At 73.2% G+C, this 17,201-nt stretch carries 13 protein-coding genes; 4 read left to right on the plus strand and 9 right to left on the minus strand.

Translation table 11 applies throughout. From position 1 onward, the window contains the following. Positions 1 to 265 precede the first annotated feature (265 nt). Positions 266 to 1,396: a recombinase RecA gene (recA, locus tag ACFVFR_RS05890; RefSeq protein WP_383698430.1), complete on the plus strand. Its 1,131-nt coding sequence runs from the start codon at positions 266 to 268 to the stop codon at positions 1,394 to 1,396. A 3-nt stretch (positions 1,397 to 1,399) separates the two neighbouring features. After that, the gene (gene recX / locus ACFVFR_RS05895; RefSeq protein WP_383698431.1) at positions 1,400 to 2,029 is read left to right on the plus strand and encodes a recombination regulator RecX; all 630 of its coding nucleotides are present in this window, start codon (positions 1,400 to 1,402) and stop codon (positions 2,027 to 2,029) included. 151 nt (positions 2,030 to 2,180) lie between these two features. On the opposite strand, the gene ACFVFR_RS05900 is transcribed toward recX, so the two are convergent. The 8 genes from ACFVFR_RS05900 to ACFVFR_RS05935 form a co-directional block, all read right to left on the minus strand. Further along, complete coding sequence (locus ACFVFR_RS05900) at positions 2,181 to 2,612, minus strand: rhodanese-like domain-containing protein (protein WP_383698432.1); 432 nt, start codon at positions 2,610 to 2,612, stop codon at positions 2,181 to 2,183. Continuing rightward, complete coding sequence (locus tag ACFVFR_RS05905; protein WP_383698593.1) at positions 2,609 to 3,148, minus strand: cysteine dioxygenase; 540 nt, start codon at positions 3,146 to 3,148, stop codon at positions 2,609 to 2,611. Before ACFVFR_RS05905 ends, ACFVFR_RS05900 begins: the two co-directional genes overlap by 4 nt. A gap of 228 nt (positions 3,149 to 3,376) precedes the next feature. Further along, the gene (locus tag ACFVFR_RS05910) at positions 3,377 to 3,493 is read right to left on the minus strand and encodes a putative leader peptide (protein ID WP_383698594.1); all 117 of its coding nucleotides are present in this window, start codon (positions 3,491 to 3,493) and stop codon (positions 3,377 to 3,379) included. Positions 3,494 to 3,892: 399 nt separating this feature from the next. Further along, positions 3,893 to 5,677 carry an FAD-dependent monooxygenase gene (locus ACFVFR_RS05915; RefSeq protein WP_383698433.1) on the minus strand — a complete coding sequence of 595 codons (1,785 nt, stop codon included), beginning with the start codon at positions 5,675 to 5,677 and terminating at the stop codon, positions 3,893 to 3,895. A 1,363-nt stretch (positions 5,678 to 7,040) separates the two neighbouring features. Then, a complete protein-coding gene (locus ACFVFR_RS05920) occupies positions 7,041 to 7,964 on the minus strand; it encodes an amino acid ABC transporter permease (protein WP_383698434.1) in 924 nt (307 codons plus the stop codon). After that, on the minus strand, positions 7,961 to 8,611 hold the full coding sequence (locus ACFVFR_RS05925) for an amino acid ABC transporter permease (protein WP_383698435.1): 651 nt from the start codon (positions 8,609 to 8,611) through the stop codon (positions 7,961 to 7,963). Before ACFVFR_RS05925 ends, ACFVFR_RS05920 begins: the two co-directional genes overlap by 4 nt. 115 nt (positions 8,612 to 8,726) lie before the next feature. After that, positions 8,727 to 9,629, minus strand: coding sequence for a glutamate ABC transporter substrate-binding protein (locus ACFVFR_RS05930; RefSeq protein ID WP_383698436.1), 903 nt, complete (start codon positions 9,627 to 9,629; stop codon positions 8,727 to 8,729). A 35-nt stretch (positions 9,630 to 9,664) separates the two neighbouring features. Continuing rightward, complete coding sequence (locus ACFVFR_RS05935) at positions 9,665 to 10,441, minus strand: amino acid ABC transporter ATP-binding protein (RefSeq protein WP_383698437.1); 777 nt, start codon at positions 10,439 to 10,441, stop codon at positions 9,665 to 9,667. Positions 10,442 to 11,261: 820 nt separating this feature from the next. On the opposite strand from ACFVFR_RS05935, the gene ACFVFR_RS05940 reads away from it, so the two are divergent. After that, complete coding sequence (locus tag ACFVFR_RS05940) at positions 11,262 to 11,966, plus strand: response regulator transcription factor (RefSeq protein ID WP_383698438.1); 705 nt, start codon at positions 11,262 to 11,264, stop codon at positions 11,964 to 11,966. 24 nt (positions 11,967 to 11,990) lie between these two features. Next, a complete protein-coding gene (locus tag ACFVFR_RS05945; protein WP_383698439.1) occupies positions 11,991 to 13,406 on the plus strand; it encodes a sensor histidine kinase in 1,416 nt (471 codons plus the stop codon). Between the two features lie 13 nt (positions 13,407 to 13,419). Here the strand turns inward: ACFVFR_RS05945 and ACFVFR_RS05950 are convergent, their stop codons facing one another. Then, on the minus strand, positions 13,420 to 16,455 hold the full coding sequence (locus ACFVFR_RS05950; RefSeq protein ID WP_383698440.1) for an alpha-mannosidase: 3,036 nt from the start codon (positions 16,453 to 16,455) through the stop codon (positions 13,420 to 13,422). Between the last annotated feature and the right edge of the window lie 746 nt (positions 16,456 to 17,201).

Here is a 17,201-nt window from a genome sequence, read left to right on the forward strand (position 1 = left end):
CGTGCCCCGGGTCGAGGCGCTTCCCCTGCCGGGGGCGCGCCCCCGGCCGTACGTCGTTCCGATGTCGCGCATGGCATGCGAAGGCGGGCGGCGCGCAAGGGACGCGCTTGACACCAAAATCGAACATCCATTCTCATGGGGGTGCTGGCTGGCGGTTCTACCCCCGGTTATCCACAGGCGGAGAGGGTGTCCGGGCCGATTGTCAGTGGCAGGCGTTAGCGTCGTGGACGTGAAGCGATCGACTCAAGCAAACCGGGTGGAGCCCATGGCGGCAGGAACTGACCGCGAGAAGGCGTTGGACGCCGCACTCGCACAGATTGAACGGCAATTCGGCAAGGGCGCCGTGATGCGGATGGGCGACCGGCCCAACGACCCCATCGAGGTCATCTCCACCGGGTCGACCGCCCTCGACGTCGCCCTGGGCGTCGGCGGCCTGCCGCGCGGCCGCGTGGTCGAGGTGTACGGACCGGAGTCCTCCGGTAAGACCACGCTCACGCTGCACGCGGTGGCCAACGCCCAGCGGGCGGGTGGCACCGTCGCCTTCGTGGACGCCGAGCACGCCCTGGACCCCGACTACGCGCAGAAGCTCGGCGTGGACACGGACTCCCTGATCCTGTCCCAGCCGGACAACGGCGAGCAGGCGCTGGAGATCGTGGACATGCTGGTCCGCTCCGGCGCGCTCGACCTCATCGTCATCGACTCCGTGGCGGCGCTCGTCCCGCGCGCGGAAATCGAGGGGGAGATGGGTGACTCGCACGTCGGCCTCCAGGCCCGCCTGATGAGCCAGGCCCTCCGTAAGATCACCAGCGCGCTGAACCAGTCCAAGACCACGGCGATCTTCATCAACCAGCTCCGCGAGAAGATCGGCGTCATGTTCGGCTCGCCGGAGACCACGACCGGTGGTCGGGCGCTCAAGTTCTACGCCTCGGTCCGTATCGACATCCGCCGGATCGAGACCCTCAAGGACGGCACCGAGGCGGTCGGTAACCGCACTCGCTGCAAGGTGGTCAAGAACAAGGTCGCCCCGCCCTTCAAGCAGGCCGAGTTCGACATCCTCTACGGCCAGGGCATCAGCCGTGAGGGCGGCCTGATCGACATGGGCGTCGAGCACGGCTTCGTCCGCAAGTCCGGCGCCTGGTACACGTACGAGGGCGACCAGCTCGGCCAGGGCAAGGAGAACGCCCGCAACTTCCTCAAGGACAACCCGGACCTCGCCGACGAGATCGAGAAGAAGATCATGGAGAAGCTCGGTATCGGGGTGAAGCCGGCCGAGCAGAGCCCGGAGCCGGGCGCCGCGCCGGTGACCGCCGCCGAGCCCGCGACCGCCGCGAAGACGGTCGCGCCGCCGGCCGCCAAGACGGCCAAGACCACCAAGGCCGCCGCGGCCAAGAGCTAGCCCATGACCCGGCGAACCGACTGGCCGGACAGCGACGACGCGGGACGACCGGACGGCGACACCCTCAGCCCGTCGAGGGCCGGGCGGAGGGCGTCGCGTGGGGGCCAGCAAGACGCCCCCAGCACCATGGATCCCGGTGAGCAGGCGCGGGCGATCTGCCTTCGCCTGCTCACCGGGACGCCACGCACCCGCGAGCAACTCGCCCAGGCCCTACGCCAGCGCGACATCCCCGACGACGTGGCGGAGGAGGTGCTGTCCCGCTTCGAGGACGTCGGGTTGATCAACGACGCGGCGTTCGCCGAGGCGTGGGTGGAGTCCCGACACCACAGCCGGGGGCTGGCTCGCCGAGCCCTGGCCCGGGAACTGCGCACCAAGGGCGTGGACGCCGCGCTCATCGAGGAGGCGGTGGGCCAGCTCGATCGGGACCAGGAAGAGCGCACCGCCCGCGAGCTGGTGGAGCGCAAGCTGCGCGCCACCCGGGGGCTCGACCGGGACAAGCGCGTCCGACGTCTGGCCGCGATGCTGGCCCGCAAGGGCTACTCCGAGGGCGTGGCTCTCAGGACGGTCCGACGGGTCCTGGAGGAGGAGGGTGAGGACCCGGAGTCGCTGGAGCACCACCTGGCCGACGAGTGACCTGGCGGCACCGGGGCGTACGCCACGCGGCGACCGGGCCGCGAAGCGAGGGACGGCGCCGCGCGGGGTCCCTCTCGGCTTAGACCACGTGGCGAGCCCGGCCAGTAGTCGGTGCGGAGCGGGTAGGTCGCTTGTGCTGGCGGGGTCGGCCCTAGCCCGCGATGGATCGGGCCGGAACCGACGGCTCGTCGACGGGGCGTACGGGCAGGCCCGCCGCGCGCCAGGCCTGGAAGCCGCCGACGACATCGGTGGCCCGGGCCAGCCCGAGCTGTTGGAGGGAGACCGCCGCCAGGCTGGAGGCGTACCCCTCGTTGCAGAGGATCACCGCGTGCAGGTCGTGCCCGGTGACGTCGGGCAGCCGGTGGTCGCCGTGGGGGTCGAGGCGCCACTCCAACTCGTTGCGTTCCACGATCAACGCGCCGGGAATCAGCCCGTCCCGGTCGCGGAGCGTGGCGTACCGGATGTCGATCAGTACGGCGCCGTCCCGCGCCGCCGTGGCGGCCTCATGCGGGGCGAGCCGGTGGAGCTGGGACCGTGCCCGGTCGAGCAGGGTGCCCACGCGCGTGGGCGGGTGTGTGCTCATGCCCACTCCCCGGGGTGCTCGACCTGCTCCAACCGCAGGACGGGGCCCGTGCGGCTGTAGCGCCGCATCAGCGGCAGCGGGGGGTAGTAGGCGTGCACGGAGATCGCGTGCCGCTGGGGCGACAGGTTGAGTACCTGGTGGACGTGGTGCGGACCGAAGGCCCGGCCGTTGCCCTCGGACAGGGTCCGCTGTCGGTCCACGCCTTCGGTGAGTTCCAGCGTCTTCCAGCCCTCGGTGGGCAACTGGGCGGCCAGCGACTGCTCGATCAACTCGCCTTCCGCGGTGGCGAAGGCCCCGTGCGAGCCCCCGTGGTCGTGCCACCCCGTGCCGGTGCCCGGCGGCCAGCCGATCAGCCAGGCCTCACTGCCGCCCGGCCCCTCCAGCCGAGCCCAGGTACGGCCCTCCGGATCGAGCGGGAGGCTGGCGACGAGTTCCGTGTCGGCCGCGACGCGGCGGACGTAGTCGAGGAGTTCGGTGAGCGAGGCGCCGCCGGCGCGGCCCGAGCCGGCCGGCTCCGGGGGCTCGGCCGCGATCAGCGGTGTCGTGGCGGGCGCCGGCGCGACAGCTGGCGGTGTGGCGACGGTCGCGGTGTGCGCGGATGCGGAGCGGGGGCCCGAAGTGGCGGGCGAGGGGCTGACCGTGGCCGGAGCCGCGGTGGTGGGGTGCGCGGCGGTGGCGGGGCCGACTGAGCTGGTTGTCACGGAGACCGTCCTGAGGGCTCGCAAGGGCGCGCGGCGGGCCAGCCACGCGGAAGGGGATGCGGATCAACAGGACGGGCGACACACGCAGCCTGCGTAGCGGAGGAGGTCCATGTGGACCCTCCGCCAAAGGCGCAGGTTGGTGTCAGACATGATTCGGAGTAGACCATTTCCCCCGCCCATGGTCAACAGCGACCGGTTGTGCGACCGCGCACGTCCAGACCGTCGGCCACGCCCGGACGCCGCCGCCCCCGCGCGCCCCCCGACGCGCCTCCCGAGCGATCACGTGGGGCCCTCGCCGCCGTCACCCAGGCACGAACGGTGCGATGCCCGGAGCGCACGGGCGGGGCGGCGACGGCCCCGCCGACGGACAGGGGGTGCGGAGTGGGCGCCGGCGCGTAGACCGCCACACCCGACCCGGGCGCCCCAGACGACGCGCGGGCCTAGGTCGGTGCGCACCCTGCCGAGTGGACACCCGGCAAACCCGGCCCCGGGCCGTGGTACGGCTGTCTCCCGGCGGACCCGTCGGGCCGCGTACGACGTACGGTCACGGGGCCGGTCCGCTCGGGGCCGGGTCCGGTCTCAGGTGGGGCTGGGGGCGGGGGCCTGGAGCAGCCCGCCTCGCGCCGCGTCCGCGCACGCGTACAACTCGGCGGGGCGGACCCCCGCCAGCGCGGCCACCAGGTGACCATCGGGGCGTACCACCAGCACGGTGTGCGCCGCGGCCCCCGGGTAGCCCTCCGTGACCAGGATCTCGGCCCGCATCGGCAGTGCCGCGACGGCCTCGGCGAGGCGGGGCATCAGGCCGGCGCCCACCCAGTGCCGGCGCTCCCACACGCCCGTGCCCGGGGCGACCAGGACCACGAGGAGCGCGCCCCCCAGCCGGTCACGGAGCCGCGCGGGCTGGCCGTCGGGCGCGGTCACCGGTATGTCGGCCACCGGGGCGCCGGGCGCCGTGCCCACCGCCTCGGCGCCCTCCGGGGGCGCCGGCAGCAGGGGACTGCGCGGGTAGGTCGGAGGGGCGCCGAGCTGGCCCAGGCCCGCGTGGCCGTCGGTGAGCAGTGCGTCGTGGTGGCGCACGGAGCCCGGCAACACCGAGCGCCGCACGGCGGACCAGCCGCCCGCCGAGCGGACCTGGGCCAGCGACTGGTCGGCCGCGCGCAGCCGGAGCCCGACGGCCTCGCGTCGCTCGGTCTGGTAGCTGTCCAGCAGCGCGTCGGTCGCTCCGTGGTGCCAGGTGAGGGCCAGCTTCCAGGCGAGGTTGTCGACGTCACGCAGCCCCTCGTCGAGCCCCTGCGTGCCGAGCGCCCCGACCAGGTGCGCGGCGTCCCCGGCGAGGAAGGCCCGACCCACCCGCCAGCGCCTGGCGAGGCGGTGGTGCGCCACGTACACGCCGGTGTCCAGGAGTTCGTAGGGAGGGACAGCGCCACACCAGCCGGCCAGGGTGTCCCGTACTCGGCCGAGCAGGGCCTCGGGCGTGACCAGCTCCCCGCCCGGCGGCAACAGCCAGTCGAGCCGCCAGGCGCCGCCCGGCAACGGACGGGCCGTCACCTCCGCGTCGGCGCCGCGCCACGGTGGCGCCCGGTGCAGCAACCCCTCGCCGGGGTGCGGGAGGTCGGCGCGGAGCGCCGCCACGGCGTGTCGCTCCACCGCCGTCCGGCCGGGGAAGCGCACTCGGAGCAGCTTGCGGACGGTGGAGCGGGGCCCGTCGCAGCCGATGACGTAACTCCCGCGCCACCAGATGCCCTTGCCCGCCGCCCCGGCCTTGGGGTCGGGAGCGCCCGTGGCCGGGCCGTCGGCGGGATCGGCGGGGTCCGTCTCGTCGGCCGGCTCGGTGTCCAGTACGGGGCGGGTGTGGACGCTGACCCCGGTCGCGTCCTGTTCTATGGCGTCCAGCCGACCGCCCGTGGCGATCCGCACCAGGCCGCCCCCGGGCTGCTGGCAGAACGAGGCCAGCGCGGCGCGCAACGAGCGGGTGAGGACGTGCTGGGGGAGGTGCAGCGGCGAGGCGACGCCCGGTGTCTCGCCGAGACCGGTCGCGTCGCGGGGCGGCGCGGGTGGCACCGCTCCGGCGCCGCGCGGGGTCCGAGGGCCGTCGAACGTGACCTGACGCACCGTCTGGCGGCGGCGCACGGTGCGCCACCCGGTCCAGCGCGTCCCGTCGTCGGTGGCGACGGCGCAGCCCAGACGGCTCAGCATCTGGGCGGTGTCGGGCCGCAGCACGGTGGTGCGGGCGGGGCGTTGCTCGTCTATGCGGGGTCGCCCGGTCCCCTCGTCGAGCAGGACGACGGGAACGTCACGACGGGCGAGGGCCAGTGTCAGGGCGAGTCCCACCGGGCCCGCACCGACGACGATCACCGGGTCCACGGCGCGCTTCCCCCGTCCTTGCGGCAGGTAGGAGAACTGACAAGAGGAGCCCGGTACGCGATCACAGAACGTATGCAACCCACTGCGGGTGCCCCCGTCAAGTGACGGCCGGGAGCACGCGGGAGCACGTACGTCCTCGACCCGGCCGAGGATATACGCCCAGTACAGGGCCGGATACGCCAGCGTGCCGACCGGTCGCCGCCCGACCTCACCGGCCCGTCGGGGCGGCGTGCGGCCCCGCCACACGGTGACCGGGCCCAGCGCTCCCCGCCGCTCCGCGTCCCGGTATCGGCTACCCGTCCGCCACGCTCCGTCCGCTCCGTGGCCCCCGCCCGCCGGTCCCCGTCCCGTGACCCCCTGCCCGCTGGTCGCGGCTCGCTGCCACGCTCCGTGCCCGTCACCGCGCGTACCGCCCGCCCGCTCCGTCCTGGCCGGCCCCGTGGCGGGCCGGCCCCGGCTGAGGCCCCGTCGGCGCGGAGCCGGCCGCCCCGCCGGTACTCCGCGCTCCGTATCTCGCGCCCCGTGGCCCCGTACCCGATAGCCCCGCACCCGTTCGACGGGCCTCGCCTCCCGCGCGCCCCAGTTCCGGTCGAACGGATACTCGCCCGTGCCCCGTGCCCCGTGCCCCGTGCCCCGTGCGCGCGGCGTCCCGCGCCCCCGTCCCGCTCGGCACGCTCCGTGTTCTCGTGCCCCGTCTTCCGCGCGGGAGGTGGTGGGGTGCCCGTCTGTCGGGCGGGACGAGGGCTCGCCCGGGCGGGGACAGTCTCGGGGCGCCGCCGTGCTCCCCGCCCCGTTCCACGGGGCGTCGGCAGACTCGCTCCACGAGGCGCCGGCGCTCCGGCTCCGGCCGCCCGCTGACGCGCTTTCCTCGGCCCGGTTCCGCCGCCGTGGCGCCCTCGCTTCGCCCCGTGCGGCCCGCGTGCGCCCGCGTGCCTCCGTGCTTCCACGCTCGCCCGCATGATCGGGCGCCGCCGGCGTGGACAGCCGGGGCGCGGTGGCGAGACCGGCGCCCGCCCCGCCCCGTGGGCCACCCGCGGTGCGCCAACTCCGGTGCGCACCCCGTGGGTCGGCCCCGGCGCTGGCGCGTACGGCCGGCGTGGGCTTCGTGTGTCCGCTTCCACTCCCGGTAGGCGGTTCCCTTCCCCCGGGTCACGCCCGCCCCGCAGCGTCGCACGCCGCTCCGGGGCACCGGCCGCCCGCCCCGTGGCATCTGCCACGGGGCGGGCCGTGGCGCCGTGTCCACATCCCGGACACGGCACCAGCTCCCGGACATGCGCGCGCCCCGTACCCGCCGCCGCTGGGGCGGGGGTACGGGGCGTGACGAGTGCCGCGCGGCGGGCGCCGAACGGGGCCCGCGCGGGGGTCAGTCGGACTTCGGGCCGCTTCCGGGGCCGGAGCCGTCCCGGGGGCCGGGCCCCGCGCCGTGCGAGGGGTCGACGAGGGCGGCGGCACCGCCGGCCGGTACGGCCGCCGGGGCGCCCTTGCGGCTGCGCTTGGTGCTCCGTTCGATCCAGGTGGCCAGCGACGACAGGGCCAGGCACAGCAGGATGTAAATGGAGCCGAAGACGATGACCATCGGGATGAAGGCGTAGACGCCGTTCTCCGGCGGGGTCCGCTCGGCGAACGCCTTGCCGACGTACAGCAACTCCTCGTAGAGGATGATGAAGCCGAGCGAGGTGTCCTTGAGGGTGACCACGAGCTGGCTGATGATCGAGGGCAGCATGGAGCGCACGGCCTGCGGGATCAGGACGCTCGTCATCACCTGGGTCTTGCGCAGCCCGATCGCGTAGGCGGCCTCGCTCTGCCCCTTGGGGACGGCGTTGATGCCGGCGCGGAAGATCTCCGACTGCACCGACCCGTTGTACAGCGTCAGCCCGATGACCAGCGCCCACATCGGCTGGGTGTCGAAGTACGCGTAGTACAACAGGAAGATCATGATCAGCAGGGGCATGGCCCGGAAGAACTCCACGAGCACCGTGGTGGGCCAGCGCACCCACTGGTGGTCGGAGAGGCGCCCGGCGGCCAGCACCGCGCCCAGGACCAGTGAGAAGACCGCCGCGAGCGCGAAGGTCTTCAGCGTGGTGAGCAGACCTTCGAGGATGCGGTCCTGGGTGTTGGCGTACTGGTAGTCGTCCCACAGCCCGGCCTGGAACTGCCCCGTCTCGTCCAGCCGGTAGATGACGAAGCCGATGAGGCCGAGGAGGGCGAGCGTGGAGACGACGCCGTAGAGGCGGTTGCGCCGGCGGGCCTTGGGGCCGGGTACGTCGTAGAGGACACTGGCACTCATCGGGCCACCGCCAACCGGTTCTCCAGCAGCCGGAACAGGCCGCTGAGCGTGAGCGTGATGATCAGGTAGCAGACCGCGATCCAGAGGAAGATCACCAGGATGTCGTAGCCCGCGTCCGCGTTGAGCTCCTTCTGCAGCGCGCCGAGCTCCATGACGTCGAAGCCCGAGGCGATGGCGGAGTTCTTGGTGAGGGCGATGATCAGGCTCCCGACCGGGGGTATCGCCGTGCGCGCCGCCTGCGGCAGCACGATCTGGCTCAGCGTCTGCGTGAAGGTCATGCCGATGCTGCGCGCCGCCTCGGCCTGGCCCACCGGCACCGTGTTGATGCCCGAGCGGACGGCCTCGCAGATGAAGGCGGAGGTGTAGCAGCCGAGGGCCATCACCGCGAGCCAGAAGGAGTCCCAGCCCTTGAGGCCGAGCGCGGGCAGGCCCAGCGTCACGATGAGGAACAGCAGGACCAGGGGCGTGTTGCGCAGCAGCGTCACCCACACGGTGCCGAAGACGCGCAGCGCGGGCACCGGAGACACCCGGAAGCCCGCGATCACGACGCCGAGCACGAGGGCCAACAGGGTGCTGTAGGCCGTCAGTTCGACGGTCTTGAGGAAGCCGTCGCGAAAGGCCGCGAAGTTGTCCGTCAGTACGTTCAAGTCAAGTCTCCGGTGGTCAGCATGGCGGCCGGGGCGTCCGCGCGGCGGGCCCCCGCCCGGGGCCCGGGGCGCGCCGTGGACGCCCGGCCGCTCAGGCGTCAGCCGTCGTGGCGGCTCAGTAGCGGTCGACCTTCGGCGGCGTGGGGGCCGGGATCCCGGACTTGCCCAGCGTGGCGTCGTACGCCTTCTTCCAGTTGCCGTTCTTCTGGCTTGTCTCGATGGCGTTGTTGATCGCCTCGCGCAGCGCCTTGTCGCCCTTCTTGAGGCCGACGCCGTACGGCTCCTCGGAGAACGGCTTGCCGAGCACGCGCAGCCCGTCGTTCTGGGCGGCGTACCCCTTCAGGATGGTGTCGTCGGTGGTGACCGCGTCGACCTGGCCGTTGTTCAGGTCCTGCACGCACAACTGGTAGCCCTGCTGGGCCTTGGCCTTGGCGACCCCGTACTTCTTCTCCTTGATCCGCTTCAGCGGCGTGGAGCCGGTGACGGAGCAGACCTTCTTGCCCTTGATGTCCTCGGGGCTCTTGATGTCGCTGTCCTTGTCGACCAGGAGGTCCTGGCCGGCGAGGTAGTACGGGCCGCCGAAGTCGACCTGCTTCTTGCGCTCGTCGTTGATCGTGTAGGTGCCGACGTAGAAGTCGACGCCCCCGCTGGAGAGCTGCGTCTCACGAGCCTCGGTCGGCACCGTCTTCCACTCGATGTGCTCCTCGTCGAAGCCGAGTTCGGCGGCGATCATGCGGGCGATCTCGACGTCGAAGCCGGAGCGCTTCTTGGTGCTCGGGTCCTCGTACCCCAGGTTGGGCTGGTCCGCCTTGGTGCCGATCTTGATCGTCTTGCCCTTGACCTTCGACCAGACTGGCGAGTCCTTCACGTCCGCCGCGGCGTTGACCTTGTAGGACAGCTTGGGCGTGTCCTTGCCGTCCTTGTCGTCGTCCGGGCTGCCTTCCTTGCCGCACGCCGTCGCCGTCACGGTCAGGGCGATGACGACGGCCGCCGCCGCGGAGGTCTTGCGGAGCTTCATGGTGAATGTCCTTTACGTCGTCGAGCGGGGGGCGGTCAGTGGTGAAGGATCTTCGACAGGAAGTCCTTGGCCCGGTCGCTGCGCGGGTTGCTGAAGAACTGGTCCGGCGTCGCCTGCTCGACGATGCGACCGTCGGCCATGAAGACCACGCGGTTGGCGGCGGAGCGCGCGAAGCCCATCTCGTGGGTGACGACGATCATCGTCATGCCCTCGCGGGCGAGCTGCTGCATCACCTCGAGGACCTCGTTGATCATCTCCGGGTCGAGGGCCGAGGTCGGCTCGTCGAAGAGCATCACCTTCGGGTCCATGGCGAGCGCGCGGGCGATGGCCACGCGCTGCTGTTGGCCGCCGGAGAGCTGGGCGGGGTACTTGTCGGCCTGCGCTCCGACCCCGACCCGGTCGAGCAGGGCCCGCGCCTTGGTCTCGGCGGCCTTCCGGTCGACCTTGCGGACCTTGACCTGTCCCAGTGTCACGTTCTCCAGCACCGTCTTGTGGGCGAAGAGATTGAAGGACTGGAAGACCATGCCCACGTCCGAACGCAGCCGGGCCAGCTCCTTGCCCTCCTGCGGCAGCGGCTTCTCGTCGATGGTGATGCTGCCGGAGTCGATGGTCTCCAGCCGGTTGATCGCGCGGCACAGTGTGGACTTGCCGGACCCGGACGGCCCGATGACGACGACGACTTCGCCACGGGCGATGGTCAGGTCGATGTCCTGGAGCACATGCAGCGCGCCGAAGTGCTTGTTGACTCCTGCCAGCGTGACCAGGTCGCTCGCCACGGCCGTGGCGCCCTCGGTCACCGATACGTCGCTCATCGGCGTCTCGCTCCGTCCTCCTCGGTTGGGAGGGACCCTAATGAGCCGTCACGACCAGCGTCATTACATCTGAGCTGAAATTGAGCATAACGATCCGGCCGCAAAGCGACACTCTGCGTGAACGGGGCGCCCGGCACGATCGCCGCACGGCTGAGGAAACGGCACGGGGCCCATACCGGCTACGTAACGGAAACAAGTGGGTGGCCGCATTCCCTTGACGCGCCCCGCGGGTATCGGCGTTTATGCCGTGTGGCCCCGGTGCGAGGCCACGGTGCACGGCGCCGACGAACGGTGCGGGACGGCGCGAGAAACAGCGAGGGAACACGGGACGGAAGCGATCCGCACGGGGCGCCCGAGGGCGCGCGTGCCGCGCCGCGATGGCGGACGGTGAACGTCCGCGCGTTGCGCGGCGTGGAGCGGGGGAGGCTCGAAGCACCGGCGCACGATGCGCGGGACACGAGCGCGGGAGACGGGGCACCGGACGGGGCACGGTGCCCGGCACGGAGCACGGGGCGGGGAGTACGACGTACGGAGCACGGGGCGCCGGGTGCGCGGGTACGGAGCCACGAGGAGCACGGAGCGCGGTGGACGGAGCGCGGGGCGGACACGGACCTATGAGCGGGCGGCTCCGCGCGCGGGGCGTGCGATGCACGCGGAGCCGAGCGTGGCGCCCTTGGGGGCGCTTCGCACAGGCGGTGCGGCCCCTCGGGCCGAGGACGCCCCGAGACGGCCCGCACGTGCCCCGGCGCATCCCGCGCACGAGGTCAGCGCGTCCCGGCCGGGGCGCGGAACGGAGCACCACCGAGGGAGGGCGGGGCTGATGAGACTGCTGCTGGTCGAGGACGACAACCACGTCGCCGCCGCGCTGTCCGCGGTGCTGGCCCGGCACGGCTTCCAGGTCACGCACGCCCGCAACGGAGAGGAGGCGCTGCGCGCGCTGCTGCCGGGGGAGAGCGACCCGTTCAGCGTGGTCCTGCTCGACCTCGGGCTGCCCGACCAGGACGGGTTCGAGGTGTGCGGACGCATCCGCAAGCTCACCAGCACACCCGTGATCATGGTGACGGCGCGCGCCGACGTCCGCTCCCGCATACACGGGCTCAACCTCGGCGCCGACGACTACGTCGTCAAGCCGTACGACCCGATGGAACTTCTCGCCCGCATCCACGCCGTCAGCCGGCGCACCGTGCCCGCCGACGGGGCGGCCGAGGAGCACCCGGAGGAGCCCACGGGACCGCTGCTGCTCGGCCCCGTCAGCATCGAACTGTCCACACGACAGGTCCGGGTGCACGGCGCGGCCGTCTCCCTCACCCGCAAGGAGTTCGACCTGCTGGCCCTGCTGGCCAAACGCCCGGGGGTGGTCTTCCGGCGCGAGCAGATCATCAGCGATGTGTGGCGCACGAGTTGGGAGGGGACCGGTCGCACCCTTGAGGTGCACGTCGCCTCGCTCCGTTCCAAGCTGCGCATGCCCGCCCTGATCGAGACGGTGCGCGGCGTGGGCTACCGTCTCGTCGCCCCGGCCGTCTGAGCCGGCCCACCCTCGTGGAGCATCGTGCGCACCCGACTCCTCCCGCTGCTGATCGTTTTGATGGCGGGCGTGTTACTGGCCCTCGGCTTCCCCCTGGGCGCCAGCCTGGCGGCGGCGGAACAACAGCGCGTCATCGTGGACCGGATCGACGACACAGCGCGGTTCGCGGCCCTCGCCCAGTACGTCACGGTCCGCCCCGGCCCGCACCCCACGGCCACCGGCGAGGGCGACGAGCGGCAGGACACGCTGCGCGTGGAGCTCACCCGCTACCGCGAGCTGTACGGCATCCGGGTCGGGGTCTTCTACCGCGGGAGGCAGCCGATGGGCGTGGCCCCCGCCGACTGGACCCTGCCCAGGGGCGGCGAGTCGGATCGGGCCTTCAAGGAGGCGATCGCCGGCCGCCGTAGCCACGACCCGGCCCAGGTCTGGCCCTGGCAACGGGGCCGCCTGACGGTCGCCTCGCCCGTGGTGCGCGACGGCGACGTGGTCGCGGTCGTCGTCACCGACTCGCCCACCGGGCAGATGCGTTCGCGCATCCTGCACGGCTGGCTGCTGATCGCCGCCGGGGAGGCGGCGGCCATGCTCCTGGCGGTGGCCGCCGCGGTGCGCCTGACCGGCTGGGTCCTGCGCCCCGTACGCGTCCTGGACGCGGCCACGCACGACATCGCCACGGGGCGGCTGGCCTCCCGGGTCGCGGCCTCCGGCGGCCCGCCCGAGCTGCGGCGACTGGCCCGCTCGTTCAACGAGATGGCCGACCACGTGGTGGAAGTCCTGGAACAGCAACGGGCCTTCGTCGCGGACGCCTCGCACCAGCTGCGCAACCCACTCTCCGCGCTGCTGCTGCGGATCGAGCTGCTGGCCCTGGAACTGCCCGAGGACAACGAGGAGGTCGCCTCCGTCCGCGCCGAGGGCAAGCGGCTGGCCCAGGTCCTCGACGACCTGCTCGACCTGGCGCTGGCCGAACACGCCGCCGCGGACACGCGCCTGACCGACATCGCGGAGGTGACCGCCGAACGGGTCGGCGCCTGGCGCCCCGTAGCCGACCGCGCGGGCCTCACACTCGCCTACACGGGGCCGGGCGGCGCCACCGCGTGGGCCGACCCCGTGGCGCTGTCCAGCGCGTTGGACGCGGTCGTCGACAACGCGCTGAAGTTCACCCCGGACGGCGAACGGGTGGTCGTGGACGTGCGGCCGAACGGCGACACGGTACGCATCACCGTCGCCGACGGCGGCCCCGGCCTGACCACGGAGGAACTGGAGCGCGTCGGCGACCGCTTCTGGCGCAGCAACCGACACCAGAACGTCTCCGGCTCCGGCCTGGGCCTCTCCATCACCCGCGCCCTCCTGGCGGCCGGCGGAGCGAGCATCGCGTACGCGCCGAACAAGCCACACGGGCTGCGCGTGACCATCGACGTCCCCCGCACGGCACCCCAGGAGTGAGCACGGGCGCGGGTCAGCCGCGCGGGCGCAGGCGCAGCGTGAGGATCTGGAACGGGCGCAGGGTGAGTTCCAGTGCGCCCTGGTCCGAGAACGCGCGGTGCGGCGCGTCGGCCAGCGGGCGCTCCAACAGGTCCGTCTCGGTCACCGAGGCGATCGGTACGGAGGTGGTGAGCGCCGTGGTCGCACGGCCCCCGCCCGACTCGTACAGCCGCACGACGATGTCCCCGCCCCGGTCCTCCGCGAGTTTGACGGTCTCCACGACGACCTGGCCACCGGCGGCGGCCACCAGCGGCTCGACGTCCCGGCCGCCGGTGACGGTGCGCTCGGGGAGGTTGATCCGGTGTCCCTCGCGCACCGCGTCGGCCACGGTCGCGCCCGGGGCCAGCGCGTACCGCAGCCGGTGACCGCCGTGGTCGGTCGCCGGGTCCGGGTAGCGCGGGGCACGGAGCAGCGAGAGCCGCACCGTCGTGGTCTGCCCGCCGTCCGCCCGTACGTCGCGGGTGACGTCGTGGCCGTACGTCGAGTCGTTGGTCACCGCCACGCCCCAGCCGGGCTCCTCGACCTGCACCCAACGGTGCGCGCAGATCTCGAACTTGGCCGCCTCCCACGAGGTGTTGGTGTGGGTGGCCCGGAAGACGTGCCCGAACTGTGTCTCGGAGGCGGACCGGTCGGCCTTGACGTCCAGCGGGAAGGCCGCCTTCAGGAACCTCTCCGTCTCCCGCCAGTCCACCTCGGTGTCGATGTCGAGCACCTTGGCCCCCGAACGCAGCTCCAGCCGTTGGACGACGGTGGAGCCCGCGTCGCCGAAGGAGCGCGCGACCACGACGACCGCGCGCTCCTCGGTGGTCTCGACCACACTCAGCTCGTCCACCTCGACCAGGTCGCGAACGGTGTGCCGGTAGAAGTGGTCGACGTCCCAGGCGTCCCACATGTTCGGGAAGTCCGGGTGGATCTGGAGCAGGTTGCCCGCCAGGCCGGGCGCGATGGCCTCGCGGTCGGCCGTCAGGTCGTACGCGGAGACGACCAGACCCCGCGCGTCCACCTCGATCCGCAGCAGCCCGTTGGCGAGCGTGAAGCCGCCGTCCTCGCGCTCGGTGACCGTGACGGGGGCGCCCACCGGCCGCGTCACCGGGGCCGCGCCACCCGCGGGGACGCCGCGCCGGGCGTGGGGCGCGGCGTTGAAGACGATCGCCCGCTCCCCCTCGCCGGCCAGCGCGCCCTGCGCGGCGGCCACCAGCGCCGTCAGCTCGGCGTGCACCCGGGCATAGGTCTCCCGGGCCTCGCGGTGCACCCAGGCGATGGAGGAGCCCGGCAGGATGTCGTGGAACTGGTGCAGCAGCACCGTCTTCCACAGGCGCTCCAGATCCTCGTACGGGTAGGCGAAGCCGGGCACCGTGGTGGCCGCCGTGGCCGCCCACAGCTCGGCCTCGCGCAGCAGCGACTCGCTGTGCCGGTTGCCCTGCTTCGTCTTGGCCTGCGAGGTGTACGTGCCACGGTGCAGCTCCAGGTACAGCTCGCCCGCCCACACCGGCGCGTCGGGGTACTCGTCGCGGGCCGCGGCGAAGAACGCCGAGGGGGGCTCGACCGTCACCCGGGGCGAGCCCTCCAGGTCGCCGACCCGCCGCGCGCGGGCCAGCATCTCGCGGGTGGGGCCACCGCCGCCGTCGCCCCAGCCGAACGGGGCCAGCGACCGGGTGCCGCGCCCCTTCTCCCGGTAGTTGCGGGCCGCGTGGGCCAGTTCGGCGCCGCTGAGGTCGGAGTTGTAGGTGTCGATCGGCGGGAAGTGCGTGAAGACCCGGGTGCCGTCGATGCCCTCCCACCAGAACGTGTGGTGCGGGAACGTGTTGACCTGACTCCAGGAGATCTTCTGCGTCAGGAACCACTCCGAGCCGGAGAGCTTCACCAGCTGCGGCATCGCCGCTGTGTACCCGAACGAGTCCGGCAGCCACACCTCCCGGGTGTCGACGCCGAACTCGTCCAGGAAGAACTTCTTGCCGTACAGGAGCTGGCGGGCCATCGCCTCGCCGCCGACCATGTTGGTGTCGGACTCCACCCACATCCCGCCCACCGGGACGAACTGGCCGCTCTCCACCTTCCGCCGGACCTTCGCGAAGACCTCGGGCCGGTGCTCCTTGATCCAGGCGAGCTGCTGGGCCTGCGACATGGCGAAGACGAACTCGGGGTTCTCGTCCATGAGGTGGACCACGTTGGAGGCCGTACGGGCCACCTTGCGCACCGTCTCGCGGAGCGGCCACAGCCAGGCGGAGTCGATGTGCGCGTGGCCCACGGCGCTGACCCGGTGGGCGGAGGCGTTGGCCGGCGCCGCCAGCACGCCCGCCAGCGCGGCCCTGGCGCGCCGCGCACCGCCGGGCACGTCGGTGAGGTCCAAGGCGTCGAGACAGCGCTCGACGGCGCGCAGTAGCTCGTAACGGCGCGCGTCGTCGGTGGACAGCTGCGTCATGAGGCCGCCGACCACCTCGAGGTCGCACACCAGCTCCCACACCTCGGGTTCGAAGACGGCGAGCTCCATCCGGTTCAGCCGGTACAGCGGTTCGTCACTGGCGGTGAGCCGGTCGCCCTGACGCGTGGGGGCGTGGTCGACCAGGATCGGGTTGGAGGCGGCCTCCACGTACCACTCGACCTCCTCGCCGCCCTCGACCGGCGCCCCGACGCGCACCCACGCGTTGTGCGGGTTGAGCGCCTTCACCGCCTGACCGTCGGCCAGGTACACCAGCCCCTCGCACTGGAAGCCGGGTAGCTGGCGGTCGAACCCCAGGTCCAGAACGGCCTCCACGGTGCGCCCCGCCCAGGCCGCGGGGACCCGTCCGCTCACCTTGAACCAGGTGGTTCCCCACGCCGGGCCCCACTGGTCACCGACGGTCGCTGGTTCGTACGCGGCGGCCAGCCCCTCGGCCACCGGCACCGGTTCGCCGGGGGCCTCCCAGCGCGCGAGGGTCAACGGTTGGGTGGCGCCGTAGACGGCGGGCTGGATGCGCTCGGTGAGCACACGGCGCAGACGGGCTTCGACGATGCTGCGGTCGTCATGCATGGCGGCGGCTCCGATGGTTCGTGGGGCGGAACGGCTGACGGTGTCGCTGGGGCGTGCGCGGTGCGCGTCCGGGGGCCGAGCGCGGTGCCGGCCCCGGCCGTGGGGTGCTCAGGTGGCATTACCACTGATCGACGAAGAAAACCGGGCCGGCACCGTCGAACGCCGCCGCACCCGCCCTGACCACCGGAGCCCCGCGCCGCCCCGTACGGACACCTCGGCGCGTGCGCGCTGACCCGGCGAGGGGAGGGCGCGTTCCGTCGGCCGACGGGCGTGAGGCGGCTCGCGTGGCCGGGGCGACCGTCACGGGGCTACGGGGCCATGGGGCCACGGGGCGCGGGGTGCTGTCGGACGGGGCACGGGGCACGGAGCCGGAGCCCTCCGTGGCGAGCTGGGCGCCCGGCGGCGGCGGACGGAGCGCGGGCCTGGCCCTGGGCGGCGCGGAGGGGGGAAGGCGGGGCGCGGGCTCTGGGCGGAGCGGAGCGGTGGAGCCCGAGCGGCGCACGTCGGGGAGGGGGCCAGCGCGGGCGCGTGAGCGCGCCGGGGCACGTGCCACGGGGCAGGGGCGGCTCCCGTGCCACGAGCCCGGGGCCGGGGCGGTACGGGCTCGATGGCGCCTGGCGAGGCGCGCAGCGGGCGCACACGGGGCCACGGGGCGCCCTGTGTGGCGCGAGGCCGAGCGCGCGGCGCTGGTGTACGGCGCGACGGGGCCCGGAGCGGCGTACGGAGGGTCGGGCGGGCACGTACCA

Source organism: Streptomyces sp. NPDC057702 (assembly GCF_042799315.1).
Classification (GTDB): domain Bacteria; phylum Actinomycetota; class Actinomycetes; order Streptomycetales; family Streptomycetaceae; genus Streptomyces.